The organism is Mesorhizobium sp. M1C.F.Ca.ET.210.01.1.1 (assembly GCF_004791585.1).
In the GTDB taxonomy this organism is placed as follows: domain Bacteria; phylum Pseudomonadota; class Alphaproteobacteria; order Rhizobiales; family Rhizobiaceae; genus Mesorhizobium.
Window position 1 is genome coordinate 148565 of record NZ_SRUU01000014.1, and the last position, 21514, is coordinate 170078.

Below are 21514 nucleotides of genomic sequence, written 5' to 3' on the forward strand. Positions count from 1 at the left end.
CGTCACCACTCCGCGCCGATCTGGGTGCGCGCCGCGGCGAGCTTTTTAAAGAAATAGACGGTGAAGACGATCGACAGCAGGATCGAGAAGTAAGCCATCGCATTGGCCACGCCCATGCGCGCATCGCTGTAGGCAGTGCGGGCGACCAAGGTCCACAACAGCTCCGTGCGGCCGGCCGGGCCGCCATCCGTCATGATCTTGACGATGTCGTAGGCGCGCGCGACGTCGAGCGAGCGGATGGTCATGGCGATGTAGGCGAAGGGCATGATGAAGGGCCAGGTCACATAGCGGAAGGTCTGCCAGGGCGTGCAGCCGTCGACCCGCGCCGCCTCGACCGGCTCCTTCGGCATCGCGAGCAGGCCGGCAAGGATCAGGATCGCGAAGATCGAGGTCGACGACCAGATCTCGGCGATGGAGATGGCGACGAAGGCGAGATGGCCTTCGATCAGCCAGGGGATGGCGTCGCGCGTCACGCCGAGCGACTGCAGGGCGTTGTTCACCAGGCCGATATTGTCGTTGAACATGAACTTGAACTGGAAGCCGACCAGGATCGGCGAGAACATCATCGGGAACATCATGATGGTGCGCAGCAGCCGCTGGCCGCGGCTGGCTTTCTCGACCAGCAATGCCAGGCCGAGCCCAAGCAGCATCTCGAGATTGAGCGCAATGGTCAGCAGAAGCACCGTGCGGCCGAAGGCCCACCAGAAATTCGCGTCGGACAGGATGTTGCGGTAGCTGCGCAGGCCGATGAAGGTGAAGAAGGTTTCCGGACGCGTCAGCCTGAACGGCGTGAAGCTGGAATAGAAGGACAGGCACAGCGGCACGACCACCACCGCCGCCAACACGAGCACGGCGGGCAGCAGGAGAAGGGTTGGCGCGGAGAGCCGCTTGACCGTCATGCAATGTCCCAAAGATATCTGCGCGGCCGGCGCTCCAATTGCGCGGCGGCCGCATCGGTCAAAGCGGCGTCGGCCACGAGGACCGGCGCCGCAGGGAGGATGGCGCTTAAAGCGCGTCGCGGCGAGCAACGCGCTTTAAGCCCTTGTTCTGATGCATGTCGTTCTCCCAAAACCGCTGCGCACTTTTGGGCGACATGCATTAGAGCTTGCCCGCGTCCTCGAGGATCTGCGTCGCCTTCGCGGCAGCGTCGTCGAGCGCCTGCTTGGAGGTCTTGTCGCCGAGGATCGCCGCTTGCAGCTCCGGATAGACGGCGTTGGAGATCTCGATCCATTCCGGCGTCTGCGGCACCGGGAAGGCGTTCTTGGCGGCTTCCTGGAAGGCCTGCAGCACTTCGGTCTTGTAAGGATCGGACTTCGCCTGCTCGAGATCCCATTCCCACACCTTGGTGCGGGTGGGCAGCGGGCCGGCGGCGGCTTCCAGCTTCTGGCTGTCCTCGTTGGTCAGCCACCAGACGAGCGAAGCGGCGGCTTCCTTGTTGGCGCAGTTCTCGGTTACCGAGAAGCCGTGCGCGCCGGACCAGCCGGAGCGCTTGCCGGACGAGCCTTTCGGCTGCACCTTGACGCCGACATTACCGGCGACCTTCGACGACTTCGGGTCGTTGAAGAAGCCGGCCCAGCCCGGCCAGTCGAGGTTGATCGCCACCGTGCCGGACGCGAAGCCCTGGCCGAGGTCGTCCCACAGATAGTTGGTGGTGCCGGCCGGCACCGCCTTGGCTTTGTAGAGATTGACGAACCAGTCGAGCGCCTTGACGCCGGCTTCGGAGTTGAAGGCGGGCTTTCCGTCCTTGTCGAGATATTCGCCGCCGTCGGCGATCACCATTTCGTAGAAGCGGCCGTTGATCGCCTCTTCCTTGCCGGCGAACTGGGTGCCGTAAAAATCAGGCGGGCTGGCGAAGAACTCCGCCTGCTGGGCCATCTCGTCGAATGTGTCCGGCGGCGCGAGATCCTCGCCGTACTTGTCCTTGTAGGCCTTCTTCTTGGCTTCGTCCTGGTAGAGGCTCTTCTGGTAGTAGAGCGCCGAGACGTCGAACTGCGCGCGCGGCAGCATCACCAGCTTGCCGTCGAGTGTGCCGGCGGCGATGTTGGCCGGCACGAAGGCGTCGATCTCTTCCTTCGGCAACAGCTTGGTCAGATCGATGTAGATGCCCGGATACTGCGGCGCGAACGAGGTGTGGTTGGAGCCGACGCACCAGGTGATCGAGTTGGAGGCGATGTCCGACTTGATCTCCTTATCGAGATCGAAGTGGTTCTTCTTGGAGATGACGTTGACCTTGCCGCCGGTCGCCTTCTCCCACTCGCCGATGCGCTCGTAGAGCTTCTCGTATTGCTGGCCGCCAATCAGCTTGGCGTCGATGGTGACGCCGGGAAATTTGCCCGGCAGGTCGGCCGCGAATGCAACGCCCGACGCCATGAGCAATGCGCCGGCGGCGACGCCGGAAAGCAGTCTGTTCATGAATATCCTCCCTGGACGGCCCCATGGGTCGTCATGACCTGAAGCTTGTCGCTTCATTCATATGCAAACAAACTATTCATCAGTCGTCAAGCCGAAACTTCTTTCCAAGGAGGGGGCTCTTGCGTATATGAAGATGGAAATTCACCAGAGGGGCATCCGGTGCAGGAAGACGAGGAAGACCGCTATCGCGCGCCGGCTCTGGACAAAGGGCTGGACATCCTGGAGCTGCTCGCCAGCGTCGACGGCGGCCTGACCCAGGCGGAGATCGCCAAGCGGCTGGACCGCAGCCCGAATGAGTTCTACCGGATGCTCGACCGTCTGGTGAAACGCGGCTACGTCACCCGGCCGGATGGCGACCGCTACTCGCTGACGCTGAAGCTGTTCGGGCTCGGCCAGTTGCATGCGCCGGTGCGAAGGCTGGTCTCCTACGCCACCTCGATCATGCGCGAATTGGCTGAAACCTCATGGCAGGCAAACCAGCTCGTCGTGTTCGATCGCGGCAGCGCCGTCGTCATCGCCCAGCAGGAAGCGCCGCGATACTGGGGCATTTCAATCCGCGTCGGCTCGCATATCAGCTTGTTCGACACCGGGTCGGGACATGTACTGCTGGCCTTCCGCTCGCCGGCGGAACGCGAGATGATGATCGCCGAACATCTGCGCAGCAATGAGGAGATGAAGTTATCGCCCGACTTCTTTGCCCGCCTCGACCAGGTGCGCGACCGCGGCTACGAAATGATGGCCTCGCTGCAGACCGCGGGCGTCTACAACCTGTCTGCGCCGGTGCTCGGTCCCGACGGACGCGGCATCGCCGCGCTCACCATACCCTATATCACGCTGGTCAATGCACCGGCCGCGCCCGACATCACCAAGACTATCACGCTGCTCCAGGCCGCCGCAGCGCGCTTGTCGCAACTCGCCGGGTCCGATGTGAGACCCAAGGAGTAATTCTTATTTGAATGATGAATTCTCCCGTGAGATGATCGAATCCATGTTTTGATGCCTGTCGTTTTCCCAAAACCGCGGCACGGTTCTGGGCGACATGCATGAGCGCGACAAGGGAGGAAGCCATGATCGTCGATACCCACCTGCATCTCATCGACAAGGCGGCGCTGCGCTATCCGTGGCTGTCCGGGGTGCCGGCGCTCGATCGTAACTTCCCTGAAGGCGAATATGCCACCGAGGCGCGCCGCGCGGGCATCGAGCTGGCGCTGCACATGGAGGTCGATGTCGACCCGGCCGATATCGCGGCCGAGACGGCCCATGTGGAAGGGTTGTCGAAAAAGCCTGGCAGCCTGGTCAGGGGCGCGATCGTCTCCTGCCGGCCGGAAGAGCCCGGCTTCGCCGCCTGGCTGGACAAGGTGAAGGCCGATCCCTTCGTCAAGGGTTTCCGCCGCGTGCTGCATGTCGTGCCCGACGACGTTTCGGAGGGCGCGCTGTTCCGCGAGAACATCAGGCGCATCGCTGGCAGCGGATTGACCTTCGACCTCTGCGTCCTGCCGAGGCAAATGAGCCAAGCGATCGCGCTCGTCGATCTGGCGCCGGACGTGCAGTTCGTCCTCGATCACTGCGGCGTGCCCGACATCAAGGGCAGGGCCGAGCACCCGTGGCGCGAGCAGATCACCGCGATCGCGCGGCGCCCCAATGTCGTCGGCAAGATTTCCGGCGTCGTCGCCTATGCCGATCCGTCGACCTGGACGGCCGAGACGCTGCGGCCCTATGTCGAGCACACGATCGGCAGCTTCGGCTGGGATCGTGTCGTGTGGGGCAGCGACTGGCCGGTCTGCACGTTGGGCGGCGGGCTGCTCAGCTGGGTGGCGGCAACGCACGCACTCATCTCCGGCGCGAGCGAGAGCGAGCGCGCAAAGCTCCTATCCGGCAACGCGAAGAAGCTCTGGCGGCTGTAATGTCGAACTAGCCGGCGACGGCCGGCGCGAAACTCTTCCGGAACAGGCGATTGATGTCGGCGACGACGCGGCGGGCATCCTGCCTGCCGGCAAGGCCCTCGTTGAGGCGGTCGGATGCGGCCTGCTGGAACGGCATGTAGCCGTCGTGACGCGGGCGCACCCACGCCCCTTCCAGCGTTGCCCGCGTGCCGCGATAGAAGTCGCCGGTTGCGGCGTTGACGGCTTCGTCCTCCCAGGCCGCGGCATGTCCGGGCTGGCCGCCGGCGGCGGCGTAGGGACCGCGCTGCACCTCACCGCTGGCGATCCAATAGGCGAAGTCGATCGCTTCCTTGCTGGCGGCGGAGAAGGCCGAGACGGCGATGCCGGTGCCACCGAGGGCGGATCCGACCGGACCGCTGCCGCCCACGGACGGCATGTCGCAAAAGGCCAGCCGGTTCGGACGGAACCCGTCTTTCGCATAGGGCACGTAGCCGTAGATCAGCGGCGCGCAGGCGATTCGCGAGCCGGCCCCAGCCATTTTCTCGAACACGGCGATCGGATCCATGGTCAGGCATTGCGGATCGACCAGCGCCGCGATCTCGCGGAGTATTTCGAAGGTGGTTTCGCCGGTGTCGGGGTCGACCAGATCACTCTGTCCATCGACGGCGCATGGCCGGCCGAGATCGGCGGCCAGAGTGTAGAAACACATCAGCGAATGCGGCGGCTTGAGCGGCAGGAGCACGCGGCCTTGCTCAGCGAGCCCCAGTACTTCGGTCCAGATCGTCGGCGGGGCCCCGATCAGGTCGGGCCGCCAAGCCTGCACCTGGGTCGCGGCATCGATCGGGAAGGCCCATTGCCGCCCCTGCCAGGCGTAGCTTGGATAGGATCGGCCGACGCTTGCCTTCGCCAGCGCCTCGCGCTCCGCCTCGCGGCCCGGCACGTCGAGCGGCGCCAGGCACTTCTCGGCCGTGATCTGGCCGACATGCGGATGATCGATGACGATCAGGTCATACGCGCGGGCGAGTTCTTCCACTGGGAAGGATTCGAAATCCTGCAGCGAGCGTTTCTCCCATTCGATCGAAACGCCGGTCTTTTCCTTCCACAGTTTGGAGCAGGCGACCATTGGATCGTAACCGCGCGGATGGCTCCAGGTCATGCCCTTGAGCGACGTCATAGTCCGAATTCCTCGCGGATCCTTGCACTGTGTTCGCCAATTAGTGGCGCTGCCCGATCGACCCTGGCGCGCACGCCGTCGACCCTCAGCGGCGACCGGGTGGTGTGGATCGCAACGCCGTCCTCGCGCGTCACGGTCTGCAGCAGGTCGAGCGCCTTGAAGCCGTCGCTCTCCAGCATCTCCTTCCAGTTCAGCACTCTCGCACACCAGATGTCGGCGGGCTCGAGGATCGCCAGCCAGTCGTCGACCGGCTTCTGCGCGATGCGATGCGCGATGATCGCCTTGATCTCGTCGCGCGCGGTAAACCAGGTCGACGGCTGGTCGCGGTAGGGCGCCAGCGCCTCGATCCCGAGCAGGTCGGCCAGCTTCGGGATCGGCGTCATGGCGATCGCCAGGAAGCCGTCCTGCGCCGGATAGACGCCGTAGGGCGCCGCCAGATAGGCATGGGCGCTGCGGAAGGACGAGCGGCGCGGCAGGCGGCGGCCATCGTTGAGATGGGTCGTCAGGACCTCGAACTGGAAGTCGATCAGCGCCTCGAAAAGGCTGGTCTCGACATGGCTGCCTTGGCCGGTGATGCCGCGCCGGACCAGCGCGGCGAGGATGCCTTGCGCGCAGGCGGCACCCGCCAGCATGTCGGCGATCGCCAGGCCGAACGGCACCGGACCCTGATCCTCGTCACCGTTCAGCCACATCACGCCGGAGCGCGCCTGGGCGAGCAGGTCCTGGCCCGGGCGCTTCACCCATGGGCCTTCCTCGCCATAGCCGCTGATCGAGGCGTAGACCAAACGCGGGTTGAGCGTGCGCACATGCCCGTAGTCGAGGCCGAGCCGCTCGATGACGCCGGGCCGGAAGTTCTGGATCAGGACGTCGGCTTTCGCGAGCAGCCCGCGCAGCGCGGCAAGGTCCGCCTCGTTCTTCAGATCGATCGCGAAACTCTCCTTGGCCCGGTTGATGGCGTGGAAGATGGTGGAATCGCCGCCGATCTCGGTGTCGCTGAGATAGAGCCGGCGCGAAAGATCGCCGCCATCGGGCCGTTCGATCTTGATGACGCGGGCGCCGAGGTCGAGCAGCCGCAGCGAGCAGTAAGGTCCCGACAGGAACTGGCTCATGTCGACGACGACAAGGCCGGAGAGCGGCAGGTCGGCGGCCATGGTCACTTCTCCGTCTTGCCGGCGAAGTCGGCCGGATCCTTGTATTTCACCGTCTGCAGATGCTCGCAGTAGAGCACCAACTCGCCTTCGCCCTTGAACACTTCATAGCTGGCGCGGATCAGCCCCATGTCCTTGTAGCGAGGCCTTTTCGCCATGTTGGTGCGGATCGAATAGATGGTGTCGCCGATGAAGACCGGCTTGATGAAGCGCAGCTTGTCGTAGCCGTAGGAAAAGGCGTTGACGCAATTGGTGGCGACGAGGCCAAGCCCGGCGGAGAATACGAACGCGCCCGCCACCAGTCGCCTGCCGAAAATGCCCTCGCGCTCGGCGAACATCTGGTCCTGCACGTAAGGGTGGATGTCGAGCACCAGGGTGTTGAAGAGATGGCTGTCGCCTTCGGCCATGGTGCGGCGGAGCGAGCGGATCTTCTGGCCGACCGGCCAATCCTCATAGAACCAGTTTTCGGCATTCCACACCGGCAACTCGGCGTGATCGGCCGGCATGTCGGAAGGGCGCGTCGAAGCGACGCCGAGGGTGGGCGGAAAGCTGGTCACTATCCTGTTCGTCCGCTGCCGGAGAGTAGGCCGTGCCGTCCGGGCAGGGCCGGAGCCAGGCGCGATCGATCCTCCCCAAATCTTCTCTCGTGAAGATTATATTCACATATGAGATTTCGCTACAAGCGGGGTCGGGCAGAAATTTTGCCTCTGCTATTCCCGTGGGTCGCTCGCGGGCAGGATCGCGACAGGCACCTCGGCGCGCCGGAAGAACCCGGGTCAGGTCAAGGTGGCCAAAACAAATGCTAATATCAGTCAGCCCTGCAACTCCTAACTGTGTCATGGGTATAGATTTAGAGAGTTCAGTTGCAGCGGAGATGCGCTACATGCACCTGTCAATCCGGCCGATAAAATTGGCTTCGCCAGCGGCGTAATTCGTTAGTAATCGATCGTCAGGTAATAAGGACCTCAAACCATATCCGTGCCTTTTCCTTGAGTCGACTATGGCGGTTCTCGGCGCATTCCCTCCCGGTGTCGGCTGCAGACCCTTCGATGAGGGGGATTGGGAGGGTGTTGCGGACTGCCTGCACAGGGGCTTTCCGGAACGCAGCCGGGGCTATTGGATAGAGGCGTTGACCCGCCTGTCGCAGAGGCCCGCCGTCGCCGATTTCCCGCGCTATGGGTTCGTGCTTGAAAAGTCAGGCCATGTCGTCGGCGCCGTGCTTACGCTCTATGCCAGGCATAGCGATCCGGAGGGCGACGAGATCCGCTGCAATCTCTCGAGCTGGTCCGTGGATGCCGAGTTCCGGCCCTATGCCAGCAGGATGATCGCGACGGTTATCATGCGCAAGGACGTGGTCTACACCAATATCTCCCCGTCGCCCGGGACAGTGAGGCTCAACAAGGCGTTCGGCTTTCGCCTGTTTTCCGGCGGACAGGTCGCCTTCTTTCCTGTTTTCAATTCCGCGCTGCCGTCGGACCGCGTGCTGGAGGTCCGTGCGGACCTCGCCGAAATGGCTGAATTCACCGACAACGAGAGATATATACTGCTCGAGCATGCGGCGCTGGGCTGCCTGTCGCTGATCTGCATCTGCGACGGCCTGCCGTTGCCGCTTGTGCTGAAGCCGCGTCGGATATTGCACGGCGTCTTGCCGTGCTGCCAGGTGGTCTACTGCCGCTCCCACGCGGATCTGGTCCGCTGCGCCGGGGCTGTGGGGCGCTTTCTCCTGCGGCGCGGAAAGCTGCTTTGCCTCGTCGACGCGATGGGCCCGGTTCCCGGCCTGTCCGGCCGGTATTTTCCGAAGAAGGGGCTGAAATATTTCAAGGGCCCGAAATCTCCCTCGCCGGGAGATCTGACCTTCACCGAGATGGTGGTGTTCGGCTCCTGAACGAAGTCGCGAAGCTGACCGATCCTTGACATCAGCCAGGCGTCCCGGCCCTTGCCGCCGCGGCGATGCGCCAGCGTGTTCCGAGCGAGACGCCGACGAGCAAAAGGCAGAAGGCGAGGGCGAGAGGGGAGTAGAACGCTTCCTCCTGCAGGACGGCATTGGCCGAAATGGTGGCGATTCCGACAAAGCCGAACAGGAAATCCGGATCGCTGGTTTCGATGAGCTGCCGCCGCAGCGCCACCGCCAGTGCCGCAAGGAAGCCGAAGAACACCAGGCTGCCGACGCCCATCTGATACAGCATGACGCCGACCGCGCTCTCGACCGGCACGGAGGCGGCACCCTCGGCCTGAGCGCTTTGCCAGTTGAGATTGATGCTGGTGCTCGACAGGTTGCCGCCGAGACCCAGTCCCTGGCCCAGCGGATCGGCCAGGAAGTCGCGCATGCCGGCGATCAGGCCGAGGACATGGTAGTCGCCATGCGTGGCGCCATAGGCGATCGCCGCCGTCGTCCAGACCACGGCCAGGGCTATCACGGCGATCAGCGCCAGATCGGCGCGCGAGGGGCTGTAGATCAGCCGCACCGCAATCGCGACGAAGAGCATGAAGGTCGCTCCCTTGGAGCCGATGACGAGCAACAGCGGCAAGGCCGCGAGGGGCAGCAACCATCGTCCTTTGAAGAGGAGCCAGGCCGATATGATGCTCAAGGCGTAAGCGTAGCTGATCGGATGGAAGTTCGGGCCGCCGATGCGGAAGACGCTCGGCAGGATGTCGTTGAACAGCGGCGTGTTGAAGAAGGTCGTGGTCATCACGTCCTCGATCCCACGGTAGACGAAACCCGTTTCCTGGAGCGCCTTTTCCCACACGCCGGTCTCGATCTGCCGCGCGATGCTGCGCTCGATGTAGAGGTCGCCGTGGAAGAGGCCGAGGAAATCCATGGTGAAGATCAGCTCGACATAGCCGTAGATGATCGCGCCGGCGCCGAGCCAGAGCATACTCCTGCGCAGGTCGACGGGATAAAGGCTGGCGGCGAGGACCGCGACGTGGAAGCAGGCGAGCGGCGTGATCGTGTTGCGGAAATAGACGACCGCATCCTTCGGGCCGCCATGCACGACGCCGAGGGCGAAATAGAAACAGATCGTTCCGCACAGCGCCATGTTCAGCAGCAGCCATGGCCGCAATTCGGTCAGCGCCCGGACGCGGTACTGAAACGAGGCGGCCAGGAAGGTGCCAAATGCGGTCATCAGGATGATGAAGTTGGTGCCGCGCAGCGCGTCGAACGTGTCGTTGTCGGGAATGTAAGGAGTGAACCACGCGACCCCGAGGTTCTGGTAGAGGAAGGCGCAGATGATCAGCACTGGAACGCCGGCAGGCATTGCGTTCGCAACGATCAGCGTCAGCACAAAAGTCGCGGCAATCCCGAACGGGGTCCAGACGGCGAAGGCGGAGACGGCAAGTGCAACGACAAGCAAGGCCGTGCCGACATGCAGCAGGGCCTCGGGCGTGTCGCGGCCCGGTACGCCCAGTCGGGCAGGCGAGTAGGCCCGCGTCGTGCTCATCGCCGGCGCGCTCCAGTCATTGTGTGCCCTGGCAGATTTCCATGATCCCTGTCGTCCACGTCCGCTTCCCGCTTAACCTCCAAGGAGAGCGGCGATCATCGCACCGTCGAAACCCTCGACACTCTGCCGGCTTTTGATGAAGCCGAAACCTTGATCGAGCTCCCAATAGGTCCATGCCACATGGTTGGCTTCGGCCGCCTCGCGCACCGCGCGCGCCCAGGACACGCGGCTTGCGGCATCCACGCAGAAATTGAGCACGCCGAACTCGTTCAGCATGACCGGGCATCCATGGGTCGCGGACCAGCGCGCCAGGTCGGCGAAATCCGAGACGATCCGCGCCTCCGTCCAAGGCGCGGACAGCTCGTCCTCGACGAGGTTCGCGGCCTCCTCGTCGCCAGCGGCGCGCAATCTGGAAAGCAACTGGTTCACCCGCGGCGTTTCCCTGGCCGCCGGGAAGGGCAGGTTGGCGATGCGGGCGAGCGGCGAGGCGTCCCAGTTCTCGCATTGATGGGTGAAGGCCATCGGCGCGTAATAGTGAACGGCGGCAATCTGGTTGTCGTCGGCGAGCGGTGGCGTGTCGGCGATTTCCCAGATGCCCTGAAACCGCGCTGGTCCCCAGACCAGCGTGTGCAGCGGACAGCTTGCGCGCAGCGTTGCGGTGATCTCTTCCCGCAGCGCCAGCCAGTTGGCTCGTTCCATGGGGGGCTCGTTCAAGAGTTCCGGATAAACCCAATCCGCCGGCAGATCGGCGACGACGACGCGCAGCGCCGTCCAGGCCTGCAGCACCTGTTCGCCCGCGGCCTTGTGATCGTTTCGGAAAGCCGCCACAAGCTCGCCTGCGGGATGCATGTCGAGGACGACCGAAAAGCCCAACCCGACAAGATCCCTGATGCCGTTCTGGATGCGGCGAAGCGTTGCCGGGTCACCACCGGAGACGAGGTCGCCGCCTACCGGCAGCCGGATCGTTTCGAATCCCGCTTGGCGCAGCTTTTCCAGCGTGGCCGTGGCGGGAGCAGGCCCATCGTCTCGATCGAACCACCCAGGAAGGTTGAAGCCGCGTGACGGAACGCGCGCGCGGGTCGTCGCCAGCGCGGCGGATCTCGGCAGAGCGGAGGTTGCGAAAACGGCTCCGGCGGCGAGCGCCAGCGCATGTCGACGCGACAGCCGGAGCGGCGATGTCATCGATCCACCGCCTCCACGGCTTATCCCCGGGCAGCGGCGCCGAGGCGCCGTTCGCCGGCCGCTCGCGGACCGTCGACCGCCGCGGCCGGCCGCGCGCCGTCCGGCGCGACGACAAGCGTGGCACTACGGCCGATCTGGCCGGCGCCGAATTTCTGCTCGATGAGCTTGGCGGCCTCGGAAGGCTGCTCGGACGGGCCGAGCGCCAGAAGCGCAAGGTCGGCTTTGGCGAAGAGTTCCGGATTCCAGCCGTCCTCGTTGAACGAGGGCACGATCACGAGCACGAAATCGAATGCGCTCCCGGCCTCGGTCAGAATGCCCCGGAACGTGTTGCGATCCGGAACGCCGGCATCCTTCTCCGTCACGGCGCTGCAGACGACCGTCCGCAAGCCGGTCGCGCCATCGATGAACAATCCGGCTCCGTCCGTCATCGGGTTGGACAGATGATCGCCGATTTCCACCATCAGCACGTTCTGATCCGCCCGCTGCATGCCGATGCCCAGCATCGCGCCCGCAACCCTTGCCTCGAAGCTGCTGCGAATGGAGGACACGAGGATGACAAAGGGTTTGCCGTGGTCGTCGAGGTGCAGCACCATCTGCCGCATGATCTTCAGGACGTCGAGCGACAGCGTTTCGTTTCCGGTCTGGAACAGCTGCTTCCTGATCGCCTTGATGCTGGAATAGGCGGTCCCGCCGGCAACGCCGGGCAAACGGTATTCGCCGAAATTGGCGGGCATCGGCAACGGCGGGGGGCTGGCGGGGGCGCTGTCCTTGCGGTCCATGACCGGCTCCGACGCGGCTTCCTTCGGCGCCTGCGGTCCCTCTTTCGGCTGCCGGATCGGACCAAGCGCCAGAGCGAGGCCGCATCCGGCGAGAAGCCCCAGCACGGCGCTCACCAGGAGAAGCAGCACCGGCTTCGGCCACGTCGGCTGCACCGGCGGCGAGGCGGCGCCGATCTTGCGCGCCTCGGAGGTTTGCACGCCCTGCATCTGGGACGTTTCCTGCGCGCGCTTGAGATAGTCGTCGAGCACGGCTCGCGCGGCCTGGGCCTGCGATTCCAGCTGCCTGAGCTGCACCTGCGCGATGTTCGAGTTGGTGGACTGCTGGCGCAGGGCTTCGAGCTTGTCCTGCAGCTTCCTGACATTCTGCACGGCGAGATCGTAATTGGCCCTGAGCTGCTGCCTGATCCGGTCGGCTTCTGCCGCCATCAGCCGCTTCATCCGCTCCAGTTCGGACTGAAGCCGCCCGATGGTCGGATGACGCGGCCCGTACATGGTCTGCAGGCTGGCAAGCTCGGTGGCGCGCTGGTTGTAGTCGTCGCGCAGTTTGACGGCCGAGGTGGAGGTGAGAATGTCCGCAAGCTTGGCGAGCCCGGCCGGCGTACTTCCCGCCGCGAGCGCCTGGTTGTAGCGGTCCTTGGCCTGGTCGGCGTCACTCTGGGCGGCGATCAGCTGGCTCGTGAGCTGATCGAGCTGAGACTGCAGCGTGCCGCCGTCCGTGGAATTCAGGATGTTGTGTTTCGTCTTGAAATCCTCGACCGTTCGCTCGGCGTCGCTGACGTCCTTCTGCAGGCCGGAGATCCTGTCCGTCAGCAGCGTGTTGACGTCACTGTTGGCGGTCTCGCGCTCTCCCACCAGGCCTGCCCGATACTGGTCGACGATGGCGTTGGCGATGCGCGCCGCCTTTTCCGGCGACGGTGAGGTGAAGCTGACATTGATGACGTAGGTAAGCCCTTCGCGCTCCACCGATACCTTGCTCTGGAAGCGCTTGAAGGCGGCGTCCTGCGGCGAGGTTGCTCCGGCTCCGAACAGCGACAACAGGCGTGACGTCAGGCCGGCGCCGGCAAATTCCGGATCGCTGTCCAGCTTCTGATTTTTGAAGACGGCACCCAGCAGGTCAGGCGACTGGATGACGAAGACCTGGCTGGCGATGGCGGCACTGTCGGACCCGATACCGGGAAGCACGTTGTTGAAATTGGTCGCGCGCGTGTCGCGGGGATCGATCAGTATCGAGGCGGTCGCCGTATAGCTCGGTTTCGTCACCGCAAGATAGGAAAGCGCCAGCAGCAATGCCGCGCCGGCGATGGCAAGCACCATCACGCGACGCGCCCAGAGGATCGCCCACACGGCACCTATGTCGAACAGCGGCGGAAGAGTGCGCTCGTCGATCCTGGCTGGCTTCATCAATTTTCCTCGGGCAGAGCCGCGACCTCGCGACCTCACTCGTCTCCACATTATTAAGGATTATCGTTAGCCATCCGTTAAGGGTGGCGGCGTGACGATGCTTTCGGCGTGGGCGATGGCGGTAACCATGCGAAGCGTTCGTGCTGGCGCGTTTGTGGCATTTTGCATTATTCAGGGCTGGGTTTTGAGCGTCGTCGCAGGTGCAGGGTAGGCCCATCGCCGATCGTCTCAGGAGGCGACGTTGAAGGACAAGACAGGGAACCGCGAGGCCGCCCAGGGGGCAGCGGCCAGCCCGGCGGCCGACATGCGCATGTCGATTCCTGCGCTCGCCAAGAGCGGCGCCGTCGCCGGCATCATCAAGCTCGCAAGCGCAGGCCTGTCCTTCCTCATGTTCGTGGCCGTCGCGATGGTGACGAACGAACGGGAGTTCGGCCTCTACAGCGCGACCTATGCCGGCGCGAGCCTGGTTTCCTTTTTCGCTTCGGTCGGCCAGCAGAGCACCGTGCTCAGGTTCTGGCCCCAATATGCCGGGCTGGGCGACCTCGCCTCGGCCCACGGGCTGATGGCGCGCGCCATTCTCGTGGCGCTGGCAGGGCTGGTCGCCACCAGCCTGCTCATAGTCGTGGTGGGATTCCTGCCCTTCGTCGGGAGGGGAACGCCGGAATGGCTGCCGCTGTGCGTGGCGGCCGCGGTGCTGTCCTTCTCGCTCGGCTGGTCGGAATTCACCTCCGGTGCTTTCCGGGCCAAGAACGCGCTGATATCCGGCCTGTTGCCGCGCGACATCATCTGGCGCGCTGCAACGATCGCCGCCGTTCTGGCGCTGCGTCTGATGGACGTGAAGATGGATGCGGTCACCGCCACCTATCTGACGGCATTGCTGCTCATCCTGTCGGTCGTCCCGCAGACAATCATTCTGGTGCGCGACACGTCGCGGGCCGATCGCGGCGGTCTCACCGAAGGGCAAAAGCAGGAATTCAAGACCGTGACGCTCGGCCTGTGGGGTGTCACCTCGCTGCCGCCTGCTCTCGGCCAGGTAAGCACGCTCCTCGTGGCGATGATCCTGGGGCCCGAGGCGGCCGGCGCGATCTTCGTGGCGGACCGGACCACGCGTTTCGTCACTCTTGCCCTCAACGGCCTGAACCAGGCGCTGGCGCCGCAGATATCGGCCGCCTTCTACAGCGGCGACAGGGCTCACGTTCAGCGCATCACCAGCCTTGCCGCGCTGGGCGGCTCGGCCATTGCGCTATGCGTGCTGGCGACGTTCTGGATGTTCGGCAGCTTCATCCTGTCCATTTTCAATCCGGCCTATGCGACGCCGACCATGAGGGCGACGCTGGTCATCTTCGGCATAGGAGCGACATTCGGCACCGCCTGCGGCCCGATCGAGGTCCTGCTGCAGTTGACCGGTCTCCAGCATGCGCTGTTCAAGGTGCTGGTCGTCGTCAACATCGTGGGGCTTTGCGTGACGGCCGTGGCAACCTACTACCTGGGACCCATTGGCGCAGCGCTCAGCATTGCCGGAACCGTCATCGCCTGGACGGCCTTCGGGGTGTCGATCGCCCGGCGCAGGATCGGCATCAACCCGTCGATCCTCGGCCTATCCCTGGACAGGATCGGGCTCGTGCCGCATGCGCTGCTGAGAGGGCGCACGTGAAGATCGTCCAGGTGCAGACCCAGGCGGAAGCCGCGGGGGCGCAACGCATCTCCGACATGGTGGGCGAAGGATTGCGGGCGCGCGGGCACGCGGTGCGCACCGTCTTCATGTACCGGAAGACCGAAGCCTATGACGGCGATCCCCATGCGGATTTCATCCTGACGGAGCAGCCGCGCGGATTACCGGGACAGGTGCGGGCGACCGTCGGTCTCGCGCGATATCTGCGCGCTGCCCGCCCGGACGCCGTCATCACTTACCAGCACTACGGCAATATCTTCGGCACGATCGGCGCCCGGCTGGCCGGTGTCAGGCATATCGTCGCAAACCAGAGCGGCGCCCCGCACAGCAGCGGCGTCATGGGTCTGCTCTCCCGGATCGACAAGCTGATGGGCATGGCCGGCCTTTACCAGGCCAATGTCGTCAATTCGGGCTGGACGGAAGCGCAGTTCGATCGCTATCCGCTGTCCTACCGGCGGCGTATGCGCCGCATCGATCACGGCGTTCCCGTACCGGGCGAAGAGTTCGACAAGATGGCGGCGCGCGCGGCCTTCGGCCTGCCGCAGAACGTATGGCTGGCCGTCTCGTCCGGCCGGCTGACGCGCACGAAGAACCAGATCGCGCTTGTCGGGGCGCTCGACCGGCTGCCCGAGGTCCATGCCGCGCTCGCCGGCGCGGGGCCGGAGCGCGAGGCGCTCGTCGCCTTTGCCGAAAGCCGAGGGGTGGCCGACCGCCTGCATCTTGTCGGCGAGGTTCCTCCGGCGCGCATCTTCGAATTCCTCGCGGCCGGTGATGCCTACGCTTTTCCGTCGATGGCGGAAACCTTCGGGCTCGCATGCGTCGAAGCGGCTATTTCCGGCCTGCCGGTCGTTGCGAGCAACCTTGACGTCATGCGCGAGGTGCTGACCGCCGAGGACGGCGAACCCGCCGCGCTGTTCGTCGAGGCAGACGCCGGCGGCATGGCCGAAGGGCTCGCCGATCTGCTCGCGCGGCCGGAGTCCAAGGCAAGGCTTTCGGCCGCCGGGCGGCGGCTGCGCGACAAATATTCGCCGGCCAGGATGTGCGCCGGTTATGAGGCGCTGCTCGTTGTCTGAGAGCCTGATTGGAACTCCACTCCTGCGGCCATCGCAGGAGCGAGTTTCGAAACAGTCTCTGGCTACTTCCGCACGGCGGCGATCCCGTCGATCACCTCCAGGCGGCCCGCCCGATTGAGCGTGTGGATCTTCGGATAGGGCCAGTCGCCGGCCGCATCGATCGGCCGCGGCGCCGAGAGCCGCACTGCCTGCTGGTTGAGCTCCAGCAATTCGGACAGGCCAAGTCCGCCGCCATAGCCCAGCGTTCCGTCCTGCACCGGAAGCAGGACGCAACCGTCGCGGTTGCGGACGAAGGCTCCGCCAGGGCGGGCCATGCGATGGTCGATCAGGATCGGGTTCGCCGGATGTGGCCGCCATGGACCCGCGAGCGCTGGAGCGCAAAACACCACCAGCGTGTCGGAAGTGCTTCCATGGCCGTCCCGATCCGTGGCGAACAGCCAGAGCAGGCCTTCATGCTCGAACAGGGTGGCGTCGGAAATCTCGCCTTCGACCAATACGGTCTCAGGGATCCAACCGTCCGGGAAGTCCGCGGCGCGGTAGAGCATGAGCTTGCCGCTGGCACTTGCCTCAGGCAGCATCCAGATCGCGCCGTCGCGCTGGAAGACCTGCGGGTAGGAGAGGTGGTGCGCTTCCTCCAGCACGACGCGAGGTTTTTCAGCAACGCCGTTCGCATCGAACGCGACAACGGAAATGACCGCCTTGCCGGTGGCGTGCGGATAATCCTCGACGAACATGAATGCCTGATCCCGCCACCAGAAGGGGAACGGGTCGGCATAGAAATGGTCGCCCAGGTCGGGCAGCACCGACCAGCCGGTCCCGAGCCTGCCCGTGTCGGCGACACCTGGCGCATCGGTGAAACGGTAGCCGACGCGCCAATGCGCATGGCGGAAGCGCGCGCGCCGGAGCGCTTCCCGGCCAAGCCGCGGCAGCGCCGCGCCGAGATATGCGGACGTGAACCGGGCTCGCCCGCCGTGACCATGGATTTCAGCCATCGGCTCGCTCGGCAGCCGGTCCGTGGCGAAAGCCCGCGCAACCGATAGCACCAGGGTTATCGCCCGGGCAAACACGTCCTCGGTGCCGAGCGCCGTGGATTCGCGCTTGTCCACCATCGGCCGCGCTTGGCCCACCACCGTCTTCTCGTCGAGGACGGCTTCGATCACCGGCAGCCTGCCCGCCGCAACGGCAATGGCCGCCGAGAGATCGGCGCTGGATCCGTCGAACCGAAGGCCAATGGTCGGGATGTCCGATGGGGGCGCGTTGCCGGCAAGGTCGAGCCTCAGGGTGGCCGGGCGATTGCCGGGCCGAGCCTGGATTGCCCGGACCGCGGAGCCGAGGAGGGGTCCGTGACGGCGGAACAGACGTTGCTCGAACTGGAAGGCGGCCTTTGCCGTGGCCGGCCAGCCTGCCGGCCCGGGCTGATGTGCTACCGCGACATCGTGGCCGTCCGCCTGCAGGCGCTCTATGGCGACCTGCTGCCAATGGCGCGGCGCCGATTGCGGAATGATGACCTCGATCGCCAGCATGCCATTCCAGTCCGCGGCCACATCCTGTTCGGGATTTCCGACAAAGTGGAGCGAAAGACTGGTCGAAAATGCTTACATCGAGGTTACGGGCAAAGTCGGACTTCGCACTTCACGGGGCGAAGTTCTCGACTTGCTGGCCCTTTGGCGCATGCCTCTGACTTCTGTGCACGCAACATTAGCACTTTGCGCATATACCAAGATTCCAACAATCCCGGCGGTCGATCTTGACCTGAAACGCAAGACGTCGTCGATAGGCCGCTGTCCCGCCGGTTCGGATCATATGTTTGAAGTCACTGCCGAGGATGCGTTCGATTTCCGTTCGACGGAATACGCCGAGCTCTTCGCCAGTTCGGCGGCGACCGCCTTTCAGCACCCCATATGGCTCGCGCAACTCTATGAGCAGATCGTGCTGCAAGGCGGCGCCACGCCGCTGATCGTCGTCGTGCGCGCGCGTGCAGGCGGAAAGCTCGCGATGGTCCTGCCTCTGGTGAGGCGTCGCTACACGCTGCTGAAGGTGGTGGAATTCGCGGATATGCGGGTTTCGGACTATGTGTCGCCGGTCGCCGATGAAGAGACCTTCTCCCGCATCCTCGCTGACGACCGCACGGTCGCGGCCATCCGCATGCACCTGCGGCCATACGATCTGCTGCGCATCGGCAAGCTGGCGGATCGTTCATTGGCGATGGAACGCCTGCTTGGCGTCGACAAGCGCGACAGCATGGGCATGAGCGCCTATTCCAGCAAGCTGGAGCCGACGTTCGCCGGCTGGCGCGAGCATCGGCTTGACCAGTCCTATCGCAAGGAGCTCGACAAGAAGTCCCGGCAGCTCAACCGCATCGGCGAGGCGCGCTTCGAATGCGTGGACGGTCCTGCCGCCATCCGCACGACATTCGACGCCCTCAGGCTCTATCGCGGCAAACGCTTCGACGGGAGCAACGGCCCCGCCGACCTTTTGCAGTTGCCCTCCTATTTCGATTTCTACCTGGCCGTCGCCAATGAAGGATGCGGCAGCTTCGCCCGCACCTACGCATTCTGGATGAACGGCCGGCCGATCGCCGGCGCGCTCGGGCTGGAGCACCGCGGCTCGCTCCTGGTGATCCTCGGCGGTTTCGACGAGGCCGGCTACAGGAAGCAGTCGATCGGCAGCCTGATGTTCGAGCAGATCGCCCGCGATTGTATCGAGCGTGGCGACCATCACCTCGATTTCACCATCGGCGACGAACCCTACAAGCGCGTCTTCGGCGGCCGGCCTTCGCCAATGTGGCAAATCTACCGGGCGGGGAGCCCGCTCGGCTATGCGGCGCATCTGACGGTGGAGAAATTGCCGGCGGCCAAGGCGCTGGCGCGGCGTATCCTGGAGGCCGCGCATGTCAAGAAGGCCAAGCCTTCTTCCATCATGCCGCCGGCCTCCGATGAGGCTGCCGAATCGCCCTGATCGAGACGCATTGGGTTTTGAATGCCCCGCCGCCAGGCGTCAGCGCATCTTCATGCCGGCCCCTGCCTTGGAGCAAAATGCGCCGACCGACGATCCGTGATCAGCTGGCGGCTTCCACGCTCGGCCGCTTGAGGCCGCGCAGCCTCGCGGCAAAGCTCGGGCTCACCTTGTCGATCTCGTGCAGGATGCGGCGACGGCTGAAGTGAACCTGCCGGCGCGCGCGCCAGCGCAGGTTGGTGTCGATGGTCAGGCTGCGGCGGAAATTCGCCAGCTCGAGGCCCCGTTCATCCATCGCCTGCTTCACGGGATCGTCGTAGAAAGCTGCGATCTTTGCCGCCGCCATGCCGGGCGAGGCCATCCACTGCGGCACGTGCACCATGCAAAGACGTTCGACGTCGGTGAGCAGGCGGCTGACGCCCGTTCCGGCGGCCGGACAGGATGTCTGGTAGGCATCTCCAATCAGGACGACGCCGTCGCGCTTGCAATTCTCGGCGACGGTGATGTCGGTGAGCCAGCTCGAGACACGGTCGATGACTTCGAAATCGCCGAATGTGTTGTGGAGTCCGGGAAGCGTGTCGAAAAGCGTTTCCCGGGGACGGTCGCGCAGCGCCTTGACCCACGGGTCGGTGTGAGCCCGGAAAACAAAAAGGTTGGCGCGGGTAACGCCCCCGGCCGGGAAAAAGTTCAGGTAGTCGATCCCGTCGGAGACCCGCTCGCCGTAATAGGTCAGCGCTGGATGCTTGAAGGCGCTTGCGCCCACTGGGCGAACATTGAAGCCGAAGGTCAACGATTGGCGCTGGTGGACGAAGCGGCGCTCGATACCCACATCGCGTCGCAGGATGTCCCCCATGCCCGTGGCGAGCACAAGCAGGCGAGCCGTCACATCCGGTTGCCCGATGATCGACACGCGCTGCCGCTCGGGCCCGACCTCCACCGCGCTCACCCGGCCGGCGACGAAGCGTACGGTCTTGGGCAATTCGGCCCGCATCGCTGCGACGAGGTCGTCGTAGAAGATGCCGTAGTGGCGGGCGCGCGTGCGGTCGAGCACCCGTCCCTTGCGCACGTTGACGATCTCGTCGAATGCCGCGGCCGCCGTGGAAAGACTGTCCAGAAGACCGATCCGGCGCAGTTTTTCGATCTGGTCGCCGGCGATCTTTTCGACACGGAACTCGCGCGGGAAAACGGGGTGGCGGTCGATCAGCGTGACATGGTAGCCGGACCGTCCGAGCAGGGTCGCGGCAAGCGTCCCGGAGAGCCCGCCGCCGACGATGGCGATCTCCGTATCGGTTCCCGCCGGCAGCGGACGAGGCGAGTGTTCGGCGGTCATTGCGAATACCTCAGGAGCGCATAAAGGGCGCGGGGATTGGTGGTGACGTAGCGCCAGAAGAGCCGGCGCGGCTCCATCAGCATGCGCCACAGCCATTCGAAGCCGGCCTTCTGGACCCAGAGCGGCGCACGCCGGACTTTTCCGCCAAGATGATCGAAAAGGCCGCCCGAGGTCTTGATGACCCCGACATTCGACAGACGCGATCCGAAGTCGCGCACAAAGATCTGCTCGCGCGGCACGCCGAGGCCGAGCCACAATATGTCCGGCGCAAGGGCGTCGATCTCATCGAGCTTCCTCTCGAGCGCCTCGCCAGTGAGATAGCCGTGGCTGTGGCCGACGATGCGAAGGCGCGGGTAGCTCGCCTTGATGGCGGCCACGGCCTTGCCGTTCTGGGCCTCCGTCGATCCCAGCAGATAGAAGGTTGCAGCCTCGTTCTCGGCGAGCCTTGCCACGTCGTGAAAGAGATCGGTCGTGGCCACCCGTTCCGGTAGCGGCGTGCTGCACAGAAGGCGCGAGGCGAGAACAAGCGGCTGGCCATCGGCGAAGATCTGGTCGGCTTGGCGAAAGAGGGCGGCGATCTCGGACTTTGCGCGCGCCTGTGCAATCACCTCGCCGTTGGCGGACGTGAAATAATACGGACGATTGCCGTGGCGGTGTTGCCGCGCCGCGGCGATCATCAGGCGCGCGGCGCCCTGCCGGTCGATCACGGTGACCGGCAGCCCGCCGAGTTGCACCGTCGGCAATGCAAGCAGATCCTGGCGGGAAGGCGCCGCTTCCAGCTCTGCCACGGCGGTCACGCTTGTGTGCCCGGTCGAAGCCTGATCGGGCAACCGGGAAGAACGAGAGGTCTCATGGTTCGCGGACGTCAAATGTTGGCTGGGGTAGAATGGATCCGATCCGCCGGTCGTAACGCCGTCTTGTTCAAAATCTCTTTTTGAACTTTCTAAAACTTTTCGCATAGGAGAAGTCGCCCCACTCTCCGATATTCAAACTACCCCCTTCATGGGCACCATACGTAAAAGAATCAAAAAGTTAAGTGATATATTAATAGTTAGTTAATGTATA

17 protein-coding genes are annotated in these 21514 nt (G+C 64.6%); 6 read left to right on the top strand and 11 right to left on the bottom strand.

Features of this window, described 5'->3' with window-relative positions:
* Window positions 1–2: 2 nt before the first annotated feature.
* Together EN853_RS17780 and EN853_RS17785 are read right to left on the bottom strand one after the other, a co-directional pair.
* Window positions 3–899, bottom strand: coding sequence for a sugar ABC transporter permease (locus EN853_RS17780; RefSeq protein ID WP_127859100.1), 897 nt, complete (start codon window positions 897–899; stop codon window positions 3–5).
* 199 nt (window positions 900–1098) lie between these two features.
* Complete coding sequence (locus EN853_RS17785) at window positions 1099–2412, bottom strand: sugar ABC transporter substrate-binding protein (protein ID WP_127859099.1); 1314 nt, start codon at window positions 2410–2412, stop codon at window positions 1099–1101.
* 159 nt (window positions 2413–2571) lie between these two features.
* Between EN853_RS17785 and EN853_RS17790 the strand changes: the two genes are divergently transcribed.
* Window positions 2572–3357: an IclR family transcriptional regulator gene (locus EN853_RS17790; protein WP_127859098.1), complete on the top strand. Its 786-nt coding sequence runs from the start codon at window positions 2572–2574 to the stop codon at window positions 3355–3357.
* A gap of 122 nt (window positions 3358–3479) precedes the next feature.
* Window positions 3480–4316 carry an amidohydrolase gene (locus EN853_RS17795; RefSeq protein ID WP_127859312.1) on the top strand — a complete coding sequence of 279 codons (837 nt, stop codon included), beginning with the start codon at window positions 3480–3482 and terminating at the stop codon, window positions 4314–4316.
* Between the two features lie 7 nt (window positions 4317–4323).
* Here EN853_RS17795 and EN853_RS17800 read toward each other — a convergent pair whose 3' ends face one another.
* From EN853_RS17800 to EN853_RS17810, 3 genes are read right to left on the bottom strand one after another with little or no spacing between them, the layout of a single operon-like run.
* Entirely contained in the window at window positions 4324–5469 is a 1146-nt protein-coding gene (locus tag EN853_RS17800) for an extracellular solute-binding protein (RefSeq protein WP_127859097.1), read from the bottom strand.
* Window positions 5466–6626: a CaiB/BaiF CoA-transferase family protein gene (locus EN853_RS17805; RefSeq protein WP_127859096.1), complete on the bottom strand. Its 1161-nt coding sequence runs from the start codon at window positions 6624–6626 to the stop codon at window positions 5466–5468. Before EN853_RS17805 ends, EN853_RS17800 begins: the two co-directional genes overlap by 4 nt.
* Window positions 6623–7174: a MaoC family dehydratase gene (locus tag EN853_RS17810; protein ID WP_127859095.1), complete on the bottom strand. Its 552-nt coding sequence runs from the start codon at window positions 7172–7174 to the stop codon at window positions 6623–6625. The genes EN853_RS17805 and EN853_RS17810 overlap by 4 nt, the downstream gene beginning before the upstream one ends.
* 572 nt (window positions 7175–7746) lie before the next feature.
* Between EN853_RS17810 and EN853_RS17815 the strand changes: the two genes are divergently transcribed.
* Complete coding sequence (locus EN853_RS17815) at window positions 7747–8502, top strand: hypothetical protein (RefSeq protein ID WP_245517071.1); 756 nt, start codon at window positions 7747–7749, stop codon at window positions 8500–8502.
* Between the two features lie 31 nt (window positions 8503–8533).
* On the opposite strand, the gene EN853_RS17820 is transcribed toward EN853_RS17815, so the two are convergent.
* The 3 genes from EN853_RS17820 to EN853_RS17830 form a co-directional block, all read right to left on the bottom strand.
* Window positions 8534–10057 (bottom strand): hypothetical protein, encoded by a 1524-nt coding sequence (locus EN853_RS17820; RefSeq protein ID WP_127859094.1) that lies wholly within the window; start codon window positions 10055–10057, stop codon window positions 8534–8536.
* A gap of 72 nt (window positions 10058–10129) precedes the next feature.
* Window positions 10130–11239: a cellulase family glycosylhydrolase gene (locus EN853_RS17825; RefSeq protein ID WP_127859093.1), complete on the bottom strand. Its 1110-nt coding sequence runs from the start codon at window positions 11237–11239 to the stop codon at window positions 10130–10132.
* Window positions 11240–11259: 20 nt separating this feature from the next.
* Window positions 11260–13419 (bottom strand): GumC family protein, encoded by a 2160-nt coding sequence (locus EN853_RS17830; protein ID WP_127859092.1) that lies wholly within the window; start codon window positions 13417–13419, stop codon window positions 11260–11262.
* Between the two features lie 241 nt (window positions 13420–13660).
* Between EN853_RS17830 and EN853_RS17835 the strand changes: the two genes are divergently transcribed.
* Both EN853_RS17835 and EN853_RS17840 read left to right on the top strand, forming a co-directional pair.
* Window positions 13661–15073 (top strand): lipopolysaccharide biosynthesis protein, encoded by a 1413-nt coding sequence (locus EN853_RS17835; protein ID WP_127859091.1) that lies wholly within the window; start codon window positions 13661–13663, stop codon window positions 15071–15073.
* Window positions 15070–16164: a glycosyltransferase family 4 protein gene (locus EN853_RS17840; RefSeq protein ID WP_127859090.1), complete on the top strand. Its 1095-nt coding sequence runs from the start codon at window positions 15070–15072 to the stop codon at window positions 16162–16164. Before EN853_RS17835 ends, EN853_RS17840 begins: the two co-directional genes overlap by 4 nt.
* A 62-nt stretch (window positions 16165–16226) precedes the next feature.
* On the opposite strand, the gene EN853_RS17845 is transcribed toward EN853_RS17840, so the two are convergent.
* The gene (locus tag EN853_RS17845; RefSeq protein WP_245517444.1) at window positions 16227–17708 is read right to left on the bottom strand and encodes a hypothetical protein; all 1482 of its coding nucleotides are present in this window, start codon (window positions 17706–17708) and stop codon (window positions 16227–16229) included.
* 259 nt (window positions 17709–17967) lie between these two features.
* Between EN853_RS17845 and EN853_RS17850 the strand changes: the two genes are divergently transcribed.
* Entirely contained in the window at window positions 17968–19122 is a 1155-nt protein-coding gene (locus EN853_RS17850) for a GNAT family N-acetyltransferase (protein WP_127859088.1), read from the top strand.
* A gap of 100 nt (window positions 19123–19222) precedes the next feature.
* Here EN853_RS17850 and EN853_RS17855 read toward each other — a convergent pair whose 3' ends face one another.
* Together EN853_RS17855 and EN853_RS17860 are read right to left on the bottom strand one after the other, a co-directional pair.
* Entirely contained in the window at window positions 19223–20449 is a 1227-nt protein-coding gene (locus EN853_RS17855; protein WP_127859087.1) for an NAD(P)/FAD-dependent oxidoreductase, read from the bottom strand.
* Window positions 20446–21126: a WecB/TagA/CpsF family glycosyltransferase gene (locus EN853_RS17860; RefSeq protein ID WP_245517081.1), complete on the bottom strand. Its 681-nt coding sequence runs from the start codon at window positions 21124–21126 to the stop codon at window positions 20446–20448. Before EN853_RS17860 ends, EN853_RS17855 begins: the two co-directional genes overlap by 4 nt.
* Window positions 21127–21514 lie beyond the last annotated feature (388 nt).